The organism is Nocardia sp. NBC_01730, assembly GCF_035920445.1.
Classification (GTDB): Bacteria; Actinomycetota; Actinomycetes; order Mycobacteriales; family Mycobacteriaceae; genus Nocardia.
On record NZ_CP109162.1, the window covers coordinates 698117 to 712305 of the forward strand.

14 protein-coding genes are annotated in these 14189 nt (G+C 65.3%); 6 read left to right on the top strand and 8 right to left on the bottom strand.

All coding sequences use genetic code 11. The features are described from left to right. The first annotated feature begins 100 nt into the window (after positions 1-100). A complete protein-coding gene (locus tag OHB12_RS02810) occupies positions 101-3316 on the top strand; it encodes a BTAD domain-containing putative transcriptional regulator (protein ID WP_327115849.1) in 3216 nt (1071 codons plus the stop codon). Here OHB12_RS02810 and OHB12_RS02815 read toward each other — a convergent pair. The 7 genes from OHB12_RS02815 to OHB12_RS02845 form a co-directional block, all read right to left on the bottom strand. After that, positions 3300-4049 (bottom strand): ABC transporter permease, encoded by a 750-nt coding sequence (locus OHB12_RS02815; RefSeq protein ID WP_327115851.1) that lies wholly within the window; start codon positions 4047-4049, stop codon positions 3300-3302. The two genes, OHB12_RS02810 and OHB12_RS02815, sit on opposite strands and share 17 nt — an antisense overlap. After that, the gene (locus OHB12_RS02820; protein ID WP_327115853.1) at positions 4046-5041 is read right to left on the bottom strand and encodes an ATP-binding cassette domain-containing protein; all 996 of its coding nucleotides are present in this window, start codon (positions 5039-5041) and stop codon (positions 4046-4048) included. The genes OHB12_RS02815 and OHB12_RS02820 overlap by 4 nt, the downstream gene beginning before the upstream one ends. A gap of 303 nt (positions 5042-5344) precedes the next feature. Continuing rightward, entirely contained in the window at positions 5345-6691 is a 1347-nt protein-coding gene (locus OHB12_RS02825) for a lipase family protein (protein WP_327120849.1), read from the bottom strand. Between the two features lie 127 nt (positions 6692-6818). Continuing rightward, positions 6819-8120 carry a hypothetical protein gene (locus tag OHB12_RS02830; RefSeq protein WP_327115855.1) on the bottom strand — a complete coding sequence of 434 codons (1302 nt, stop codon included), beginning with the start codon at positions 8118-8120 and terminating at the stop codon, positions 6819-6821. Between the two features lie 7 nt (positions 8121-8127). Next, positions 8128-8430, bottom strand: coding sequence for a hypothetical protein (locus OHB12_RS02835; RefSeq protein ID WP_327115857.1), 303 nt, complete (start codon positions 8428-8430; stop codon positions 8128-8130). Further along, a complete protein-coding gene (locus OHB12_RS02840) occupies positions 8427-8633 on the bottom strand; it encodes a hypothetical protein (protein ID WP_327115859.1) in 207 nt (68 codons plus the stop codon). The genes OHB12_RS02835 and OHB12_RS02840 overlap by 4 nt, the downstream gene beginning before the upstream one ends. Positions 8634-8759: 126 nt before the next feature. After that, positions 8760-9230, bottom strand: a complete 471-nt coding sequence (locus OHB12_RS02845) for an IS630 family transposase (protein ID WP_327115861.1) — start codon at positions 9228-9230, stop codon at positions 8760-8762. On the opposite strand from OHB12_RS02845, the gene OHB12_RS02850 reads away from it, so the two are divergent. Next, on the top strand, positions 9207-9665 hold the full coding sequence (locus OHB12_RS02850; RefSeq protein WP_327115863.1) for a hypothetical protein: 459 nt from the start codon (positions 9207-9209) through the stop codon (positions 9663-9665). The genes OHB12_RS02845 and OHB12_RS02850 overlap by 24 nt on opposite strands. A 333-nt stretch (positions 9666-9998) precedes the next feature. On the opposite strand, the gene OHB12_RS02855 is transcribed toward OHB12_RS02850, so the two are convergent. Continuing rightward, positions 9999-10439, bottom strand: coding sequence for a MarR family winged helix-turn-helix transcriptional regulator (locus OHB12_RS02855; protein ID WP_327115865.1), 441 nt, complete (start codon positions 10437-10439; stop codon positions 9999-10001). Positions 10440-10511: 72 nt separating this feature from the next. Between OHB12_RS02855 and OHB12_RS02860 the strand changes: the two genes are divergently transcribed. From OHB12_RS02860 to OHB12_RS02875, 4 genes are all read left to right on the top strand, one after another. Next, positions 10512-10934, top strand: coding sequence for a nuclear transport factor 2 family protein (locus tag OHB12_RS02860; RefSeq protein WP_327115867.1), 423 nt, complete (start codon positions 10512-10514; stop codon positions 10932-10934). Positions 10935-11872: 938 nt separating this feature from the next. Further along, positions 11873-13468, top strand: a complete 1596-nt coding sequence (locus OHB12_RS02865) for a hypothetical protein (protein WP_327115869.1) — start codon at positions 11873-11875, stop codon at positions 13466-13468. 41 nt (positions 13469-13509) lie between these two features. Next, positions 13510-13869, top strand: coding sequence for a hypothetical protein (locus tag OHB12_RS02870; protein WP_327115871.1), 360 nt, complete (start codon positions 13510-13512; stop codon positions 13867-13869). 3 nt (positions 13870-13872) lie between these two features. After that, positions 13873-14043 carry a hypothetical protein gene (locus OHB12_RS02875; protein WP_327115873.1) on the top strand — a complete coding sequence of 57 codons (171 nt, stop codon included), beginning with the start codon at positions 13873-13875 and terminating at the stop codon, positions 14041-14043. Positions 14044-14189 lie beyond the last annotated feature (146 nt).

Below are 14189 nucleotides of genomic sequence, written 5' to 3' on the forward strand. Positions count from 1 at the left end.
CGACTGTCACGGCTCTGACACCGACCATGCCGGAGACCTGGTCGGCTGGCCCCGTGCGACGACGAAACGCCTGCCAATTGCCCATGGCAAGATCAGCCAGGTGCAGATCGGGATACTTGGACCATTCGAGATACGCACGGACGACGGCGTTTTCGCCGACGTGCCGGGCGCGCGGCTGCGCGGGCTGTTGATCGCCCTCGCACTCGAACCTGGTCACGCAGTCCCGAGGGCGACGCTCATCGACTGGATCTGGGGTGAAAACCCGCCCTCCGACGCGGCGAATTCCTTGCACCGCCTGGTTTCCCGGCTGCGGAAGGCGCTGCCGGAAGGAGTGGTCGAGGGGCAGACGGACGGCTACCGGTTGAGGGTGGAACCCGACGCCGTCGACGCCGTGCGGTTCGAACGCCTCGTCGCCCAAGCCCGCAATGACGAGGATCCACGGGGCGTAAGGCGGCTGCGCGAGGCCCTCGCATTGTGGCGCGGTGCGGCCATGCAGGACATCGGTCTGCAAGAAAGCGCGGCATTCGACGCGGCGGTCACCCGGCTCGAGGGGCTACGCCTGACAGCCATGGAGGATCGGTTCGATGCGGAGATCAGCCTCGGCCACGGTGCGGAGCTGGTCACGGAACTGGCCGACCTGGTGGCCGCGCATCCGGTGCGAGAACGGCTTGTCGCCGCGTTGATGCGTGCCCATGTCGCGACCGGTCGCGACACCGAGGCGCTGCTCGTGTACGAGCGCACGAGAGAAACCCTGGCCGACGAGCTGGGCGTCGACCCCTCACCGGAGCTGTCCGCACTGCACGTCGCGTTGCTGCGGGGCGAGTTGGGGCGGCGGGAGGAGAACCGGAAGACCAACTTGCGTGCCGAGCTGACCAGCTTCGTCGGCAAGGACGCCGATGTCGCCGCGGTCCGCGAACTCAATGCCGAACATCGGCTCACCACCCTGATCGGGCCGGGCGGCTCGGGGAAGACCAGACTGGCCACGGAAACCGCGCGCACGCTGCTCGGCGACCTGCCGGACGGGGTCTGGCTGGTCGAACTCGCGGCCATCGGCGCCGACGGTGACAATGGGGGCGGGCCCGAGGGGCAGGGGGGCGGGAAGAACGTCGCGCAAGCGACGCTCGCCGCGCTCAAACTGCGGGATGCGCTGCTCGGCGAGGCACCGGACGCGGAGCCGACGGATCGGGTCATCGCCGCGGTCCGCGAGCGGGCGATATTGCTGATTCTGGACAACTGCGAGCACGTGATCGAGTCCGCGGCGATATTCGCCCATCGAGTGCTCGGAGAGTGCCGGCGGCTGCGGATCATCGCGACGAGCAGGGAACCCCTAGGCATCACCGGTGAGGCACTATGGCCGGTCGTACCGTTGGTCGTACCCGCGGAAGATGCCGACCCCGGCGAGATCGAGTCCGCTCCGGCCATCCGGCTGCTGCTGGACCGAGCCGGCGCGGTGCGCAAGGACCTCACGACCGACGCCAACACATTGTCGATCTCGGCGCGCGTCTGCCGGGCGCTGGACGGGATGCCACTGGCGATCGAACTCGCCGCGGCCAGGTTGCGCACCATGTCCCTCGATCAGCTCGCCAACCGGCTCGACGACCGGTTCCGCCTGCTGACCGGCGGCAGCCGTACCGCGCTGCCGCGGCACAGGACGCTGCGTGCGCTGATCGACTGGAGCTGGGAGCTGCTCACCGACGCCGAACGAGTAGTCCTGCGCAGGCTCTCGGTGTTCTCCGGTGGGGCGAGTCTGGAAGCGGCCGAGCGGGTCTGCGTCGGACCGACCCTTTCGAGCGACCTGCGAGCAGTCGCCAGCGATGCGGTCGAGACGGGTCAGGTACTCGAGTTGCTGACCGCGCTGACCGAGAAATCGCTGGTGGTCACCGAGGGCGACCGGGCGCCGCGCTACCGGATGCTCGGCACGATCAAGGAGTACGCCGAGCAGCGTCTCGCGGAGGCAGGGGAGTCGGATCTGACGCGCCGTGCGCATCTCGCGTATTTCACCGGCTTCGCCGACATCGCGGAGCCGCATCTTCGCCGCGCCGAGCAACTGGATTGGCTTGCCACGCTCGAGGTCGAGCATGACAACATCGCTGCCGCGATGCGCGGTGCGCTCGCGGCCGGCGAGGCAGACGGGGCGATGCGGCTCGCCGCGGCCGCCGGCTGGTACTGGTGGCTCGGCGGGCACAAGGCCGAGGGCAACGAGCTGATCATGGCGGCCACTGCCGTGCCCGGCGAGGTGGCGGACGAGATCAGGGGCGTGGTGTACGCGTTCGTCGTACAGTTCGTGACCTCCGGGCAGCAGGGTGACCAATACCAGGCTGAGGAGTGGATCCACAAGGCTTACGAAATCAGCCAGCGCGTTCAGAACCGTCACCCGGCGCTGAGGTTCGCCGCCCCACTGGAGCGCATGTTGCAAGCGCCGGACGCGTTCCTGCCCGCGTGGGAATCACTGCTGGTCGACGAGGACCCCTGGGTACGCGCCCTTGCCCGGCTACACCTCGGCAAGATGCGGATCCAGCTCGGCCACGACGGCCGGGATGCGGACACATATCTCGAGACGGCGCTCACCGAGTTTCGCGCGCTCGGCGAACGGTGGGGGATTTCGTTCGCGCTGACCGAGCTGGCGAATCGAATCGCCATGCGCGGTGAGTTCGCCGGTGCGTGCGAGCACTACGAACAGGCGATCGCGGTCGTCACCGAGGTCGGTGCCATCGAGGATGTCGCGCCGATGCGGTCGCGGCAGGCCCAGTTGTACTGGCTGTTGGGGGATGAGGACTCCAGCGTGGCTGCTATGGCCGAGGCGCAGCTGGCCGCGGAACGAGTCGCCTGGCCGAATGCGCTCGCCGAGCTGGCCCTGTCGAAGGCGACGCTCGCGCGCTGGAGCGGCGATGCCGAGCAGGCGCATCGGCAACTCGACGTCGCGACAGCGATGCTGGGCGATGACGCCGAAGGGGCAAACGCCCGCGCAGTGATACAAGACCTGCTCGGCTACCTTGCCGAGGATCTCGACGAGGCCCGTGAACACCGTGTCGCGGCCTTCCAGGCGGCGTCGGAGGCGGGGCATGCGCTCCTGATCGCGCAGGTGCTCGTCGGGATCGCGGATCTGGCGCTGCGTGACCAACAGTACGAGCAGGCCGCGCGGCTGCTCGCGGCGAGCGCCGGCGTGCGCGGTCTGCCCGACCGTTCCCAACCCGATGTGGCCCGGATCGAGCACGCCACGCGAAGTCGCCTCGGTGACACGCGGTTCACCGAGGCGACTGGAGAGGGGGAGCAGGCGAGCTGGCGTGAGTTGGTCGCGGTCACGCTCGCTTCTTGAACGTGGAGGACGCCCACAGGTACCCGACGAGAGCGATCCCGACGCACCAGGCGATGGCGGCGATTGTGTCGCCGGTGTCCGGTGCGCCGTTGAGCAACCCGCGCATGGTTTCGATGATCGGCGTGAAGGGCTGGTACTCCGCGAACTGCCGGAGACCCGGCCCCATCTTCTCCGCCGGTACGATCGCGCTGCTGAAGAACGGCAGCATGACCAGTGGCACGGCGGCCAGACCCGCCGTTTCCACCGACTTCGCCGCCAATCCCAAGGCGACCGTGAGCCAGCCGGCCGCGAAACCGAGCAGCACGACGATGCCGGCCACACCGAGCCAATCGAGGAAACTCGCCGCCGGGCTGAATCCCAGCAGGAAGGCCACCCCGATGAGGGCCACGATAGCGACCAGGTTGGTCAGCACACTGGCGATGACGTGACCGGTCAACACCGCACCACGGGAGACGTCCATGACCTTGAACCGGTTGATGATGCCCTTCGTCATGTCGGAGTTCACCGACGTCGCGGTGGCCCCCAGCCCGTAACAGACGGCCAGCAGGATCAGTCCCGGCGTCGCATAGTCGATGTAGTCGACACCGACGTTGAAAGCGTCTCCGAACATGTACACGAACATCAACATGATGATGATCGGCATCAGGACCGCGTTGAACACCGAGGTCGGGTTCCGGGCGATGTGTTTGAAGTTGCGGCGCAACATGACCATGGAATGGGACTTGGTGCTCATGCCTCCACCTCGCTGCCGCTCGGCTCCGGCATGACCACCGGGGTGGCTGCGTCGTTTCCGACCACCTCCGTGTCGTGGCCCGTCAGCGCGAGGAAAACATCGTCGAGGTCGGGTGTGTGCACGGAGAACTCTTCGGCGCTGAGTGAGTACTCGTCGAGCCTGTCCAGCAGAGCCCGGAGCGATTTCGTCCCGCCATCGCTGGGAACCCGCAGGGTCAATGCCTCGTCGTCCCGCTTGGAGTCTGGGAACAGGTGCGCGGCCGCGTCGATTCGGGAGATGTTGGTGAACCGGAGCCGGACGTGTGTCCCGGGGATCTGGCGCTTGAGCTCGTCGGGGGTGCCCTGGGCGACCAGGCGGCCCTGGTCGAGTACCGCGATGTGGTCGGCGAGCTGATCGGCTTCCTCGAGGTACTGGGTGGTGAGGAAGATGGTCACGCCGTCGGTCACCAGGTCGCGGATGATCGACCACATCGTGCGACGGCTGCGCGGGTCAAGTCCAGTTGTCGGCTCGTCCAGGAAGATGATCTTCGGGTTGCCGACCAGCGTCATCGCCAGATCCAGCTTCCGGCGCATGCCGCCGGAGTAGGTCGACGCAGGCTTCTGCGCCGCCTCCACCAGATCGAAGCGTTCCAGCAGCTCTGTGACGGTCCGCTTGCCTTCTGTGGAGGGGACCCCGTTGAGGTCCACCATCAGTTGCAGGTTCTCCTGTCCCGTCAGTAGATCGTCCACCGCCGCGAACTGACCGGTGACCCCGATCGCCGCGCGTACCGCCTTGGCCTCGGTCGTGACGTCATGGCCGGCAACGCGTACCGACCCGCCGTCGGCCTTCATCAACGTGCTCAGCACGTTCACCGTCGTTGTCTTTCCCGCCCCATTCGGACCGAGCAGGGAAAAAACCGTACCCGCACGAACATCTAGATCGATGCTATCGAGCACAATCTTGTCCCCGTATGTCTTCCGCAGCCCTGAAACCGCAATCGCTGAATTTCTCATGCGACCACCATCGGCACCCGGCCTGACACCCACCTGTCACGCCCCTGACACGGTGTTCTATCTCGTCGCGCAGGCTACAACGTGAGAATCGTCCTGATACGCATCTGACCGCGAGCCAACCGAGACCAATGTCAGGTTCAGCGGGTCGGGTGCGATGGTGAGAGCTTCGTGGAGGATCCGGTCGCCGCTGCACCCGATGCGCTGCATGCGCAGGTTCACGAATTTCTGGCTGACCGACTGGCGGGTACTTCTCACCTGGCGCGCAGGTGATCCGCCAATCCCTGATCGGGCGTAGGCGTGGACTCAGTCGAAGGTGCTGTCGAGCCAGTCGATCGTCTGCATACCGAACAGATCTGTGCCCCAGCCGTAGAGATCGGTGGTCATCCGCACCATGCTGCAATTGGTTGGCGCGTAGGTCACATCGGTGCCCTGGGCGCGGTACTGGTCGGCCAGTTCACGCGCATCGCGGGCGGGCACCAGCGACATGAACGAATCGTCGGCCGCGCATGAGGCGATGAGCACCTTGGATTTCGGCGGGTCGCCACGACCGAGCACATTGTCGTCGAACACATGCTGGAACGCGGGTTCGTCGGCTGGGTTTCGCCCGGTGTTGAACAATGTGTTCAACGGGACGAACGGCAATCCGAAGTACGCGGGCGTCTGGCACTGCGTGCGGAAGAGGTCGGCGAGCGTTTTACCGGCCGGGTTCAACTTTTCGTCGACGCGCATTTCCGGATACCACGGTTCGAGTCCGAGCAGGGTGGCGAAGGCGAAACCGGAACCGACCGAACCGCCTGCGATCCGCATGAAGTTCCGCGGCTTCACCACCATGCCTTCCAGCACAGTCGATTTCACGTTCAGTTCCGGCGCGTACTCGGGCTGCTGTTCGGCCGAGAACCCGGCCCCCACCCCGCCACCGGCGATACCGAACAGCGCCGTCTGTGCTTTCGGGTCCAGACCGGCCTCGCGAAAGTTCAATGCCGCGCGGGCGCCGTCGAGCTGGGCGTGCGCGGCGAATTTCCCGGCGAAAACGCCGTGCGGCCTACGGTCGGCGTCATTGCCGACATCGGAGATCATCACCGCGTATCCCTTGCCGAACAGCAACGTCAGTGGGCCGAGAGCAGACCACGAGGCGCCGTCGATCGGGGCGCCGCCGGTCCACTGGGTGCTCGGGTGACAGCTCCAGCCGACGCTGTCGTTGGCCTCCTGGTAGGAGATGAGGCGGCGTTCGGAATTCGGTGTGCCGTCGACCGGGATCATCAGGATTCCGGTGCTGATCACGGGTGTGACACCGTCGTTTCCGGTGGTGACGTACATCAGTTTGTATGCGTCCAGGTGCGCCGGTTTCACGCCGGTGAACAGCACGTCGACCTTCTTGAATTTCAGCACGGTGCCGGGGCGCTCGTTCCCGGTGAGCGGCGGCTCCTGATAGAAGGGGTCGTTGCCTTGCAGCGCCTGGAACGCCTCCTCAGGGGAGGCGGCGGTCGCGTCCCGCAGGGTGCCGACCACGTAACCGTTGAACACCTCACCGAGACCCGGTGTACGCGGCGGGGCGAGCGGTTCGGGCGGAGCAGGCTGGGCCGGTGGGTCCGGCCGAGGGGGCGGCGCCGGTTGGGCCACCGCCGCACCTGCGCCGGTGAACACGATCATCGCCACGCCGAGCGCCGCGAGCACCGTCCACCGTTTCCGGCCCAGGCCATGTCCACGGCTTCTCTGCGGGCCGGGTCCACTTGTCCCGACACTATTTCCGCGCATATCGACTCCGTTTCCGCGCATCTCAGCGCACCGCCGTTCCGGCAACGACCGGCATTCCGGCCGCTGTGCCCGCGTCGACCGGTATCACCTGGATCTGCCTGATCGCCGAATCCAGCAGCTGCGGGATGTTCAGCAGCGGCCGGTGCGATTCCAACTGCACCTCGTACGGCGTGCGTAGCTGGGCTTCCAGTACTGGCCAATTGTTTTCGACCTGATATTTGTACTTCGGCAGCAATTCGGTGGTGATGTAGTCCCACCTCGGATCGAGTCCGGACCAGTTCCAGTCCGGCAGCGGCAGTGTCAGCAGCGCCGGGTGGTCGTCGGCCATCGTGAACGGGATACGCACCGGCCGGAATTGGCGCGGCGGCACGACACCCGCGACCGATGGTGAACCCACCGCACCGCTGAGATAGGTGATGGCCTCCCCGACCGATCCCTTGTAGCCGCGCGCCTCGTCCCACTGGGCGCCGATCGCCCAATCCTGTTCGCGCCGTAGCAGGGTCGCGTTGCCCGCCGCGATACGTTCGGAGTCACCGGAGGTGATATCGCGCCACGCGTTCATGATGTCGTCGCCGAACAATCCAGCGGCCTGGAATTCGGCGAGCGCGGGCAGACCTTCGGTGACAAGGGCGTCGTGCATGGGCATCAGATCGGAGAAGATGTTCTTCTGCATGACGAGGATCAACCCGATGACATACCGCAGATCCTGTGGCGTGATCTGTGGGCCTGCCTCGGCGAGCGCGGTGAGTCCGCGCGGTAGCATCGTGACGGCCTGCGGACCGGCGACCTGTTCGACCGCGGCGAGGACACCGCGCGCTGTTTCGGACATACCGGGCAGCCCGTAGATACCGCCGAGCAATTCGAAATCGACGAGTCCGCCGCCGAAATCGGCACCGACCTGGCCGCCCATACCTGCCCATTGCAATTCCCGATGGGCCAGTTGCAGATCTTCGTAGTAGCGGTAGGACTTGACCAGGTTGTTCCGGTTCGCCGCCACGCCCGCGCGTGGATCCCATGACCGCAGGTCGATGCCCGCCTTGATTGTGGCGTCGACCAGCCAGTACTGGTACAGCAGGGCCGCATACCTGGTGGGCGCGATACCACGGCCGCGCGCCTCGTCCAGCAGGGACCGCAGTTGCGCTATGTCGTAGGGCAATTCCGGATCGACACCGCCGGGACCGGCGGCAGCATTCCGATTGACCAGCGGCAGATCCAGGTAGCCATAGCCATCCCATTCCGACGCTCCGGCAGGACCGGCGCAGGCAAGCCCGAGCCCGATCGCGGCCGCCAGTACGGCGCCGCGTAACAAGAAACCGATACGCATCAGCTCTTCAGCCTTCCTCTCCGCAAGGTCGACACACACGAACTTCGATCACGACCTTTGCACCGGCGAGCGGCTCGGGTTGCTCGATGTGGGATTCGCGGTCGTCGAGCAGCCATAGGTGGCGGGCTTCGACGATCTTGGGTGCGGTGGTGGCGATGTGGGAGACCGCCATCGGCGCGAGCCCGGTCTGGACGACCGCGTACCAGGTCTTCGGGCTGGTGATGCTGTCGAGCCGGATCGCCTCCTGCGGCGCCATCTCGATGCGTTCCGTGACCACTCTGGTCTTGTCCAGCACCGCGCTCGGGTTCACAGCGACGGGTCTCCGTCTTCGATGCTGTCGACGTCGTCGTATGGGTCGACGAAACGCGCGACATCCTTGTCCAACTGGTTCCGTTGCCCGTGCGCACCAACCACTCTCGGAAGCCACATCAACCCCCTGTGCTCGTTGTAACCGTGCGGATCCGAGTATGTCTTGCTGATCGACAGATCGGAGCGCTTCGGATGCTCTCGCACCCCTGCCCGCACGTGATCGTTCAGGTGTGCTCGGCGTTTCTGTCAGAGCCGAACTGCACAATGCCATGAGGTGTCGCCGTCAACGAAGGATCTCGTCTGGGTTGAGTTCGGGGCTGTAGCCGGGCATCAGGTGCAACTCGACGCGGTGGGCGTTTCGGCCAGCCACGCAGTCACGGCTTTGCTGCGGTGCACCGGGTGCCGGTCGGCGATCACATGGACCTTGCGTCCGGCTTGACGGGGCAGCCGATCCAGGAACGTGATGAACACCTTCGCGGTGAACCGGCCGGTGAACACCGAAAACCGCAGTGCGCCACGAAAAGCGATGGCAGACATGACATTCACGCGCAGGCGCTTGCCGTTGACCCGCACCAGCGGAGTGCTGCCCTTCGGTGCCCAGGACCGGCCCGGTGGGGCGGTGTCGCTGCGCAGCCCGCACTGATCGGCCCATGTCACCACGGCGTGCTCGCCGCGGGCGCGTGCGACGATGGCGGGATACTCGACCTCCAGCCACTGGGCCACCTTCTCCGATTTCTGCCGGTACGACCGCCGCGCGGGGCGTTGCGGAGTGAACCCGTGGCGGCGCAGCCATTTGCCCACACCTGCTCGGTCCTGACGACGCCGACGACCATGCGGATCAGCTCGGCAACCAGGGCGCGGGTCCACAGCGGGCCGCCGATCAACAGCTCCTCAGGGGTGTTCGGGATGCGTGGCGGCGATGGCTTGACTTTCACCGCTGTCCGGCACGAACGGCTGCGCAAGCTAGCCGTGCAGAGCGATGGCCTGCTCGCGGACGCCGTGCGCGGTTTCGCAGCGAGCGACTTACCCGCTCTCACCCATCTAGACCTGTGGTTGGGCACATCGGATTACGGCGGGGACAGCAGCGTGGCGGATCTGGCATCGATCCTGGCAGGCGACCACCTGCCGAGCGTGAAGTACCTGGCATTGCGCAACAGCGAAATCCAGGATGAGATCGCGCCGCGCGCGCTTCGGCGCCCGTGGTGGACCGGCTGGACGTCTCCATGGGCGTGCTGACCGACGACGGTGCAGCGGCACTGCTCGACGGTCGATCACTTGCCCATCTGAAATCCCTTGATATGCATCACAATTACCTCAGCCCGGTGATGCTCTCTCCCGACTGCGGGAACACTCGAACCGGCGGGCGTGGCCCTGAACCTGGACAGCGACGACGCCGAGTCGTGCACCGAAGAGGATGAGGGCGAGGTCACGACCTGGCGCTATGTCGCGGTCGCGAGAGTGACTCCCTGATGTCGGTGGCTGCCCGCCCCGGAACACGCCGAGGCCCGGACAGTTGCCGTGTTCGGCGATACCGAGCGTAGACCGGGTGCCGTTCGATCCGGAACACTCTTACCTCCGTTGGTGGTGGTTGAGCAGTCGAGTGAGGAGGCGGGTCAAGGTCTGTCGGTCCTCGGCCGGAAGCGGTCCGAGTAGGTCGTCCTGTACCTTGTCGAGCGCTCGGTCCATTCGTCGCAGTTGCCGATCACCTGCCTCTGTGAGGGTCACGATGTTGCGCCTTCGGTCATTCGGATCCGGCGTCCGCTCGACAAAACCCTGCTCAGCCAGTTCGTTGATCGCCGCCACCACGTCGCTGCGGTCCATGCTGCACCGGCGACCGAGCTCGGTCTGGCTGGCCGCGCCGAACTCATCCAGCGCGGCCAGAATGCGGTAGTGGTACCCACGCGCACCCAACTCGCCGAAGCTGTCGGACGCCAACCGGTGGGCGTGCACTGCCAACTGGGTGAGCAGCCAACTCGGCTTCACGGTCAGGCGTGCGGGCGTTTCCTCCACGACAGCCACCATACATGTTGGCGCAGCCAATGAATGCCCATATAGTTGGGGATGCCAATATTGGATACGCCAATGAAATGGGATGCTATGTTCACGGACACTCTGATCGCCGACCGTATCGAGATCGCCGACCTGTTCGCCCGCTTCGCTCGCCTGCTCGACGAGGGGCGATATGAGGATGCCGGCACCATCTACACCGACGATGTGGAGGTCTATTCGCCGCGAAGCCAACTCCGTGGCATCGACAAGGTTGTCGACTATATGCGACAGGCTCAGGTCGAGAGCGAACGCACTCAGCACATCAACACTGATCTGTTGGTGAACATTAACGGCGACCAGGCCGTGGCCTCGGGGAACTCGCTCGTGTACTTCTACCGCGAGGGCCAACCACCCCACCAAACAAGCGGACTGCGACTGGCCTGCACCGCAGTACGGACGCCGGCGGGCTGGCGATTCCGCGAGGCACGGATCATGCTCGCCTGGATGCGCGATTGATCTCTCCGGGAGGCGCGGCCGCTTCAAGATCGCGAGTGTGGGGGTGAGGTGCATGCTGCCACGACGTGTCGCGGGCTGATCACAGTGCGTCGACAAGGAACTTGCCGGTGGCAGTGGTAGCACGGCGGTCGCAGCCCACGGCCGTGACGTAGCCGACCCACGGCTCTCCAGGTCAGCCCTCGGTGCGGGGGTCGCACGAGAGCAAGCGGGGACGAATTGCGTGGACTCGCTATCAAGTCGTCGGCGGCGACGGGGGGTGTTTGTGGAGTAGAGGGCTGCGGTGGTGGGGTCGAGGTCGGTGATCGGGAGTCGTAGCGGATGTCCGCGGCTGCGTCGGAAGCGAATCACTCAGTGCCCGTATGAGTTCTGTTCGAGCGTAGTGGCGGTGCCCTTGGCTGCGGACGGCGTTGGGCCCGTCGGGCAGGTAGCGAAATCGGAACCCTGGCACCGGGTGTGATGCGGCGTGGAGTGCGTCAAGGGAGACGCCGAGTATGACGATTGATTCAAGGGCGTGGCCGTCGAGCGCTATGAATGCTCCTGTGCCGGTGGCAGGTTGGTGCTCGTAGACGGTGACTGGACACCACTGCGAAAACCGCTGTTCGGCGGGGCAAGCCGGGGCCGACGAGGGGTACGGGCTGCCGTCCGCACCTTGCTGTCCGTACTTTGTCTTCCCGGTCGGCATTCCAGCCGCCTCCACACCGACGCCCAGATATCACAGCCTCGTACAACTGTAGGCGACCTCGACCTCGGCATCCAGGATCGCGAAACACCCAACGAGCCCACCGACGCGATCCCGGAAAGCACCCCCAGCCATCAAGGGCAGACAGAGACAAGCAGCTTAAACGCAAGCTAAAAGACTTCCCTGTCATGGGAGTTGGTGGCGGGGAGGGGATAAGTGAAAATATCGGGGTGAGGTGGATGACGGGTGGGAGCGGGCTGTGAGCGATCACAACAAGGACGACCCGGCGGATGGGGTAGGCGAGAACAGCGAGCCGGATGTCGGTTTCAGTTTGTCGCCGGATGCCCCGGATGCTGCGGATGCGCCGGATGCTGCGGATGCGCCGGATGTTGCGGATGCGCCGGATGTTGCGGATGCGTCGGATGTAGTTGAGGGTGTCGTGGTTTCTGAGGGGGGTGGTGAGGCGGCTGAGGGCCGGGATCGGGTGTTGGCGCGGGAGATCGCGGATGTGTTGGCTGGGGCTGCTCCGGAGGGGTGGCGGCAGTTGGATGCGGTGTTCGCGTTGACCACGGTCAATGGGTATGCCGAGGTGGTTTATACCGATGGTGAGCGTTCGATGCGCGCGGAGCCGCCTGCGGTGGTGTTGGAGCGGGTGCGGGAGCATCGGGGGTTGGTCGCGGAGTTGGATGGGGAGCCGTGGTGGCGGTTGCTGGTCCGGTTGAGTGCGGTGGGGGAGTTCGAGGTCGATTACGACTTCGGTGATGAGCCGTTCCCGGATGGGCAGTTGTTCGAGCCCGAGTCTTATCGCGCGGATGTGGAAGTGTTCCCGCGTGAGACGTTGCCGGTGTGGCTGGCTGCGTATATCGGGCATGGTGGGCGGCAGGCGCGTACCCCGCAGGACGCGGCGGTAGGGGCTCGGGCCGACCGGGCGGGCAAGGTGTGGCCGTCGTTGGCGGAGAACGAGTTTCCTGATTTCCCGGAGATGTGGGCGCGGTGGGCGTGTATTTCGGCGGCTTTCGTCGCGGCGGGTTCGGATTGGGGTCCGCGGGTGTTGCCGTCGATGGGCTGGTTCGAAAGCTCGCGGCGTGGTGGGTGCACGTTGTATTCGCTGCCGGGTGGTCGTGCGGTGTTGTCGGGTGGGGTGTGGGAGTCGGCGAATCTGGATGCCACCTATAACGATGGTGCGCCGATGCCGAGGTTTTATGCGGGCGCACCGGAGTGGGTGGCTAATCCGGTGCTGAACCCGCGGGCAGCGACGGGGTTGATGTCGTTTGTTTATTGGTGGGAGGGTGGGCGTTGGTATCGGGGTGAGTCCCCGTCGGCGGAGCAGTGCGCTACGGCGGTGCCGGGGGTGTGGACGGCGAACACGGTGGTCGGGATCGTCGCGGGTTTGGCCGCGCAGCCACCGAGCGCGCAACACCGCAGCGCCGCGGCGGCTTTGGTGTCTGCCGCCGAGGTGGGTGTGGTGACCCGGGACACGGTGGTGAACCTGTTCGCCGAGGACGACCGGTTCGATATCGATGGCGCGATGTATCAGTTGACGCTGGCGGGGGTGGTGGCGTCGCTGCCACAGCAGATGCCGGAAGAGGAAGCGATCTTCCGGGTCCGTTCCTATGTCGAGGGTCGTGGTTTGGACACGACGGGTTACCCACTCGATCAGCTGGTCGGTGACCGGTTCAGTTGCGGCTGGATGGTGTATGTGCCGGTACCTCGGGGTGAGATCGCGATCGGCCGGGCCATCTTCTACATCGCTGATGACGGAGTGCTGGAACACTCGTCGTCCTCGATCGCTCCGACCACGTTCGTGAAGGGTTTCGAGCAGCGTTTCCAGCAACGCCAAGGCGCGCAGGTATGACCAGGTCCAGCTCGGTTACGCGGGAAAGATGAGGGTTGCGCATGACGCAGAACGAAAGCCTCGACGTCGACACCACAGCTTTGAAAGAAGCCGGCGGTGCTCTCGCCGAGGCCCAGGAAGCGTTGATCAACCACAGCAGGACAGCGGCGTCGTTGTGGGGCAAGTTCCTGACCGTCGCCGCGGGTGATGATTTCAGCGAGGACTTCATCCGAGACAAGGGCGGGCAGCAAGGCCTGCGGACACAGTTCACCGCGGTGCACGACGGAAACAACAGTGCCGCCGAGGTGGTCGGTGACGCGTCCAAGGGGCAGGTCGATGCGGCGGATTCGTTGAAGAATGTCGATATCGGGTCCGGTCACACCATCGCCAACACTGTCCCGAACGTCACGGTGAAGGGTTGAGGCATGGCGGATGATTTTGCCGACGCTTCCTTCGCGGAAGCGATGGATTCCTTTACCCAGCAGATGCAGTTGATTTCGGGGTTACAGCAGCAGCGGGCCCGGTTGACCGTGTCGGCTTCGGGTCGGGTAAGGCCGTCGGATCGGTCTTCTGGAGTTTACGATTCCAGCTGGTGACCTGAGATGGGTTGCCATGTCCGCTGATTCGGTGCTATCGAATTTCGATGGGGTTTCGGTAGCGTGTGTGTGGTGTGGTCGGTCCGTCCCTGAGTATTTCGGGCTGTGTGTCCGATCTTATTTCCGTCGGGTCCGGGTGATCTGAC

Excerpts from the sequence above, each read along its gene's own strand:
- OHB12_RS02815 (WP_327115851.1), bottom strand. The coding sequence starts at position 4,049 with ATGAGCACCAAGTCCCATTCCATGGTCATGTTGCGCCGCAACTTCAAA.
- OHB12_RS02820 (WP_327115853.1), bottom strand. The coding sequence starts at position 5,041 with ATGAGAAATTCAGCGATTGCGGTTTCAGGGCTGCGGAAGACATACGGG.
- OHB12_RS02825 (WP_327120849.1), bottom strand. The coding sequence starts at position 6,691 with ATGATCGTGTTCACCGGCGCAGGTGCGGCGGTGGCCCAACCGGCGCCG.
- OHB12_RS02830 (WP_327115855.1), bottom strand. The coding sequence starts at position 8,120 with ATGCGTATCGGTTTCTTGTTACGCGGCGCCGTACTGGCGGCCGCGATC.
- OHB12_RS02860 (WP_327115867.1), top strand. The coding sequence starts at position 10,512 with ATGAAATGGGATGCTATGTTCACGGACACTCTGATCGCCGACCGTATC.
- OHB12_RS02870 (WP_327115871.1), top strand. The coding sequence starts at position 13,510 with ATGACGCAGAACGAAAGCCTCGACGTCGACACCACAGCTTTGAAAGAA.
- OHB12_RS02875 (WP_327115873.1), top strand. The coding sequence starts at position 13,873 with ATGGCGGATGATTTTGCCGACGCTTCCTTCGCGGAAGCGATGGATTCC.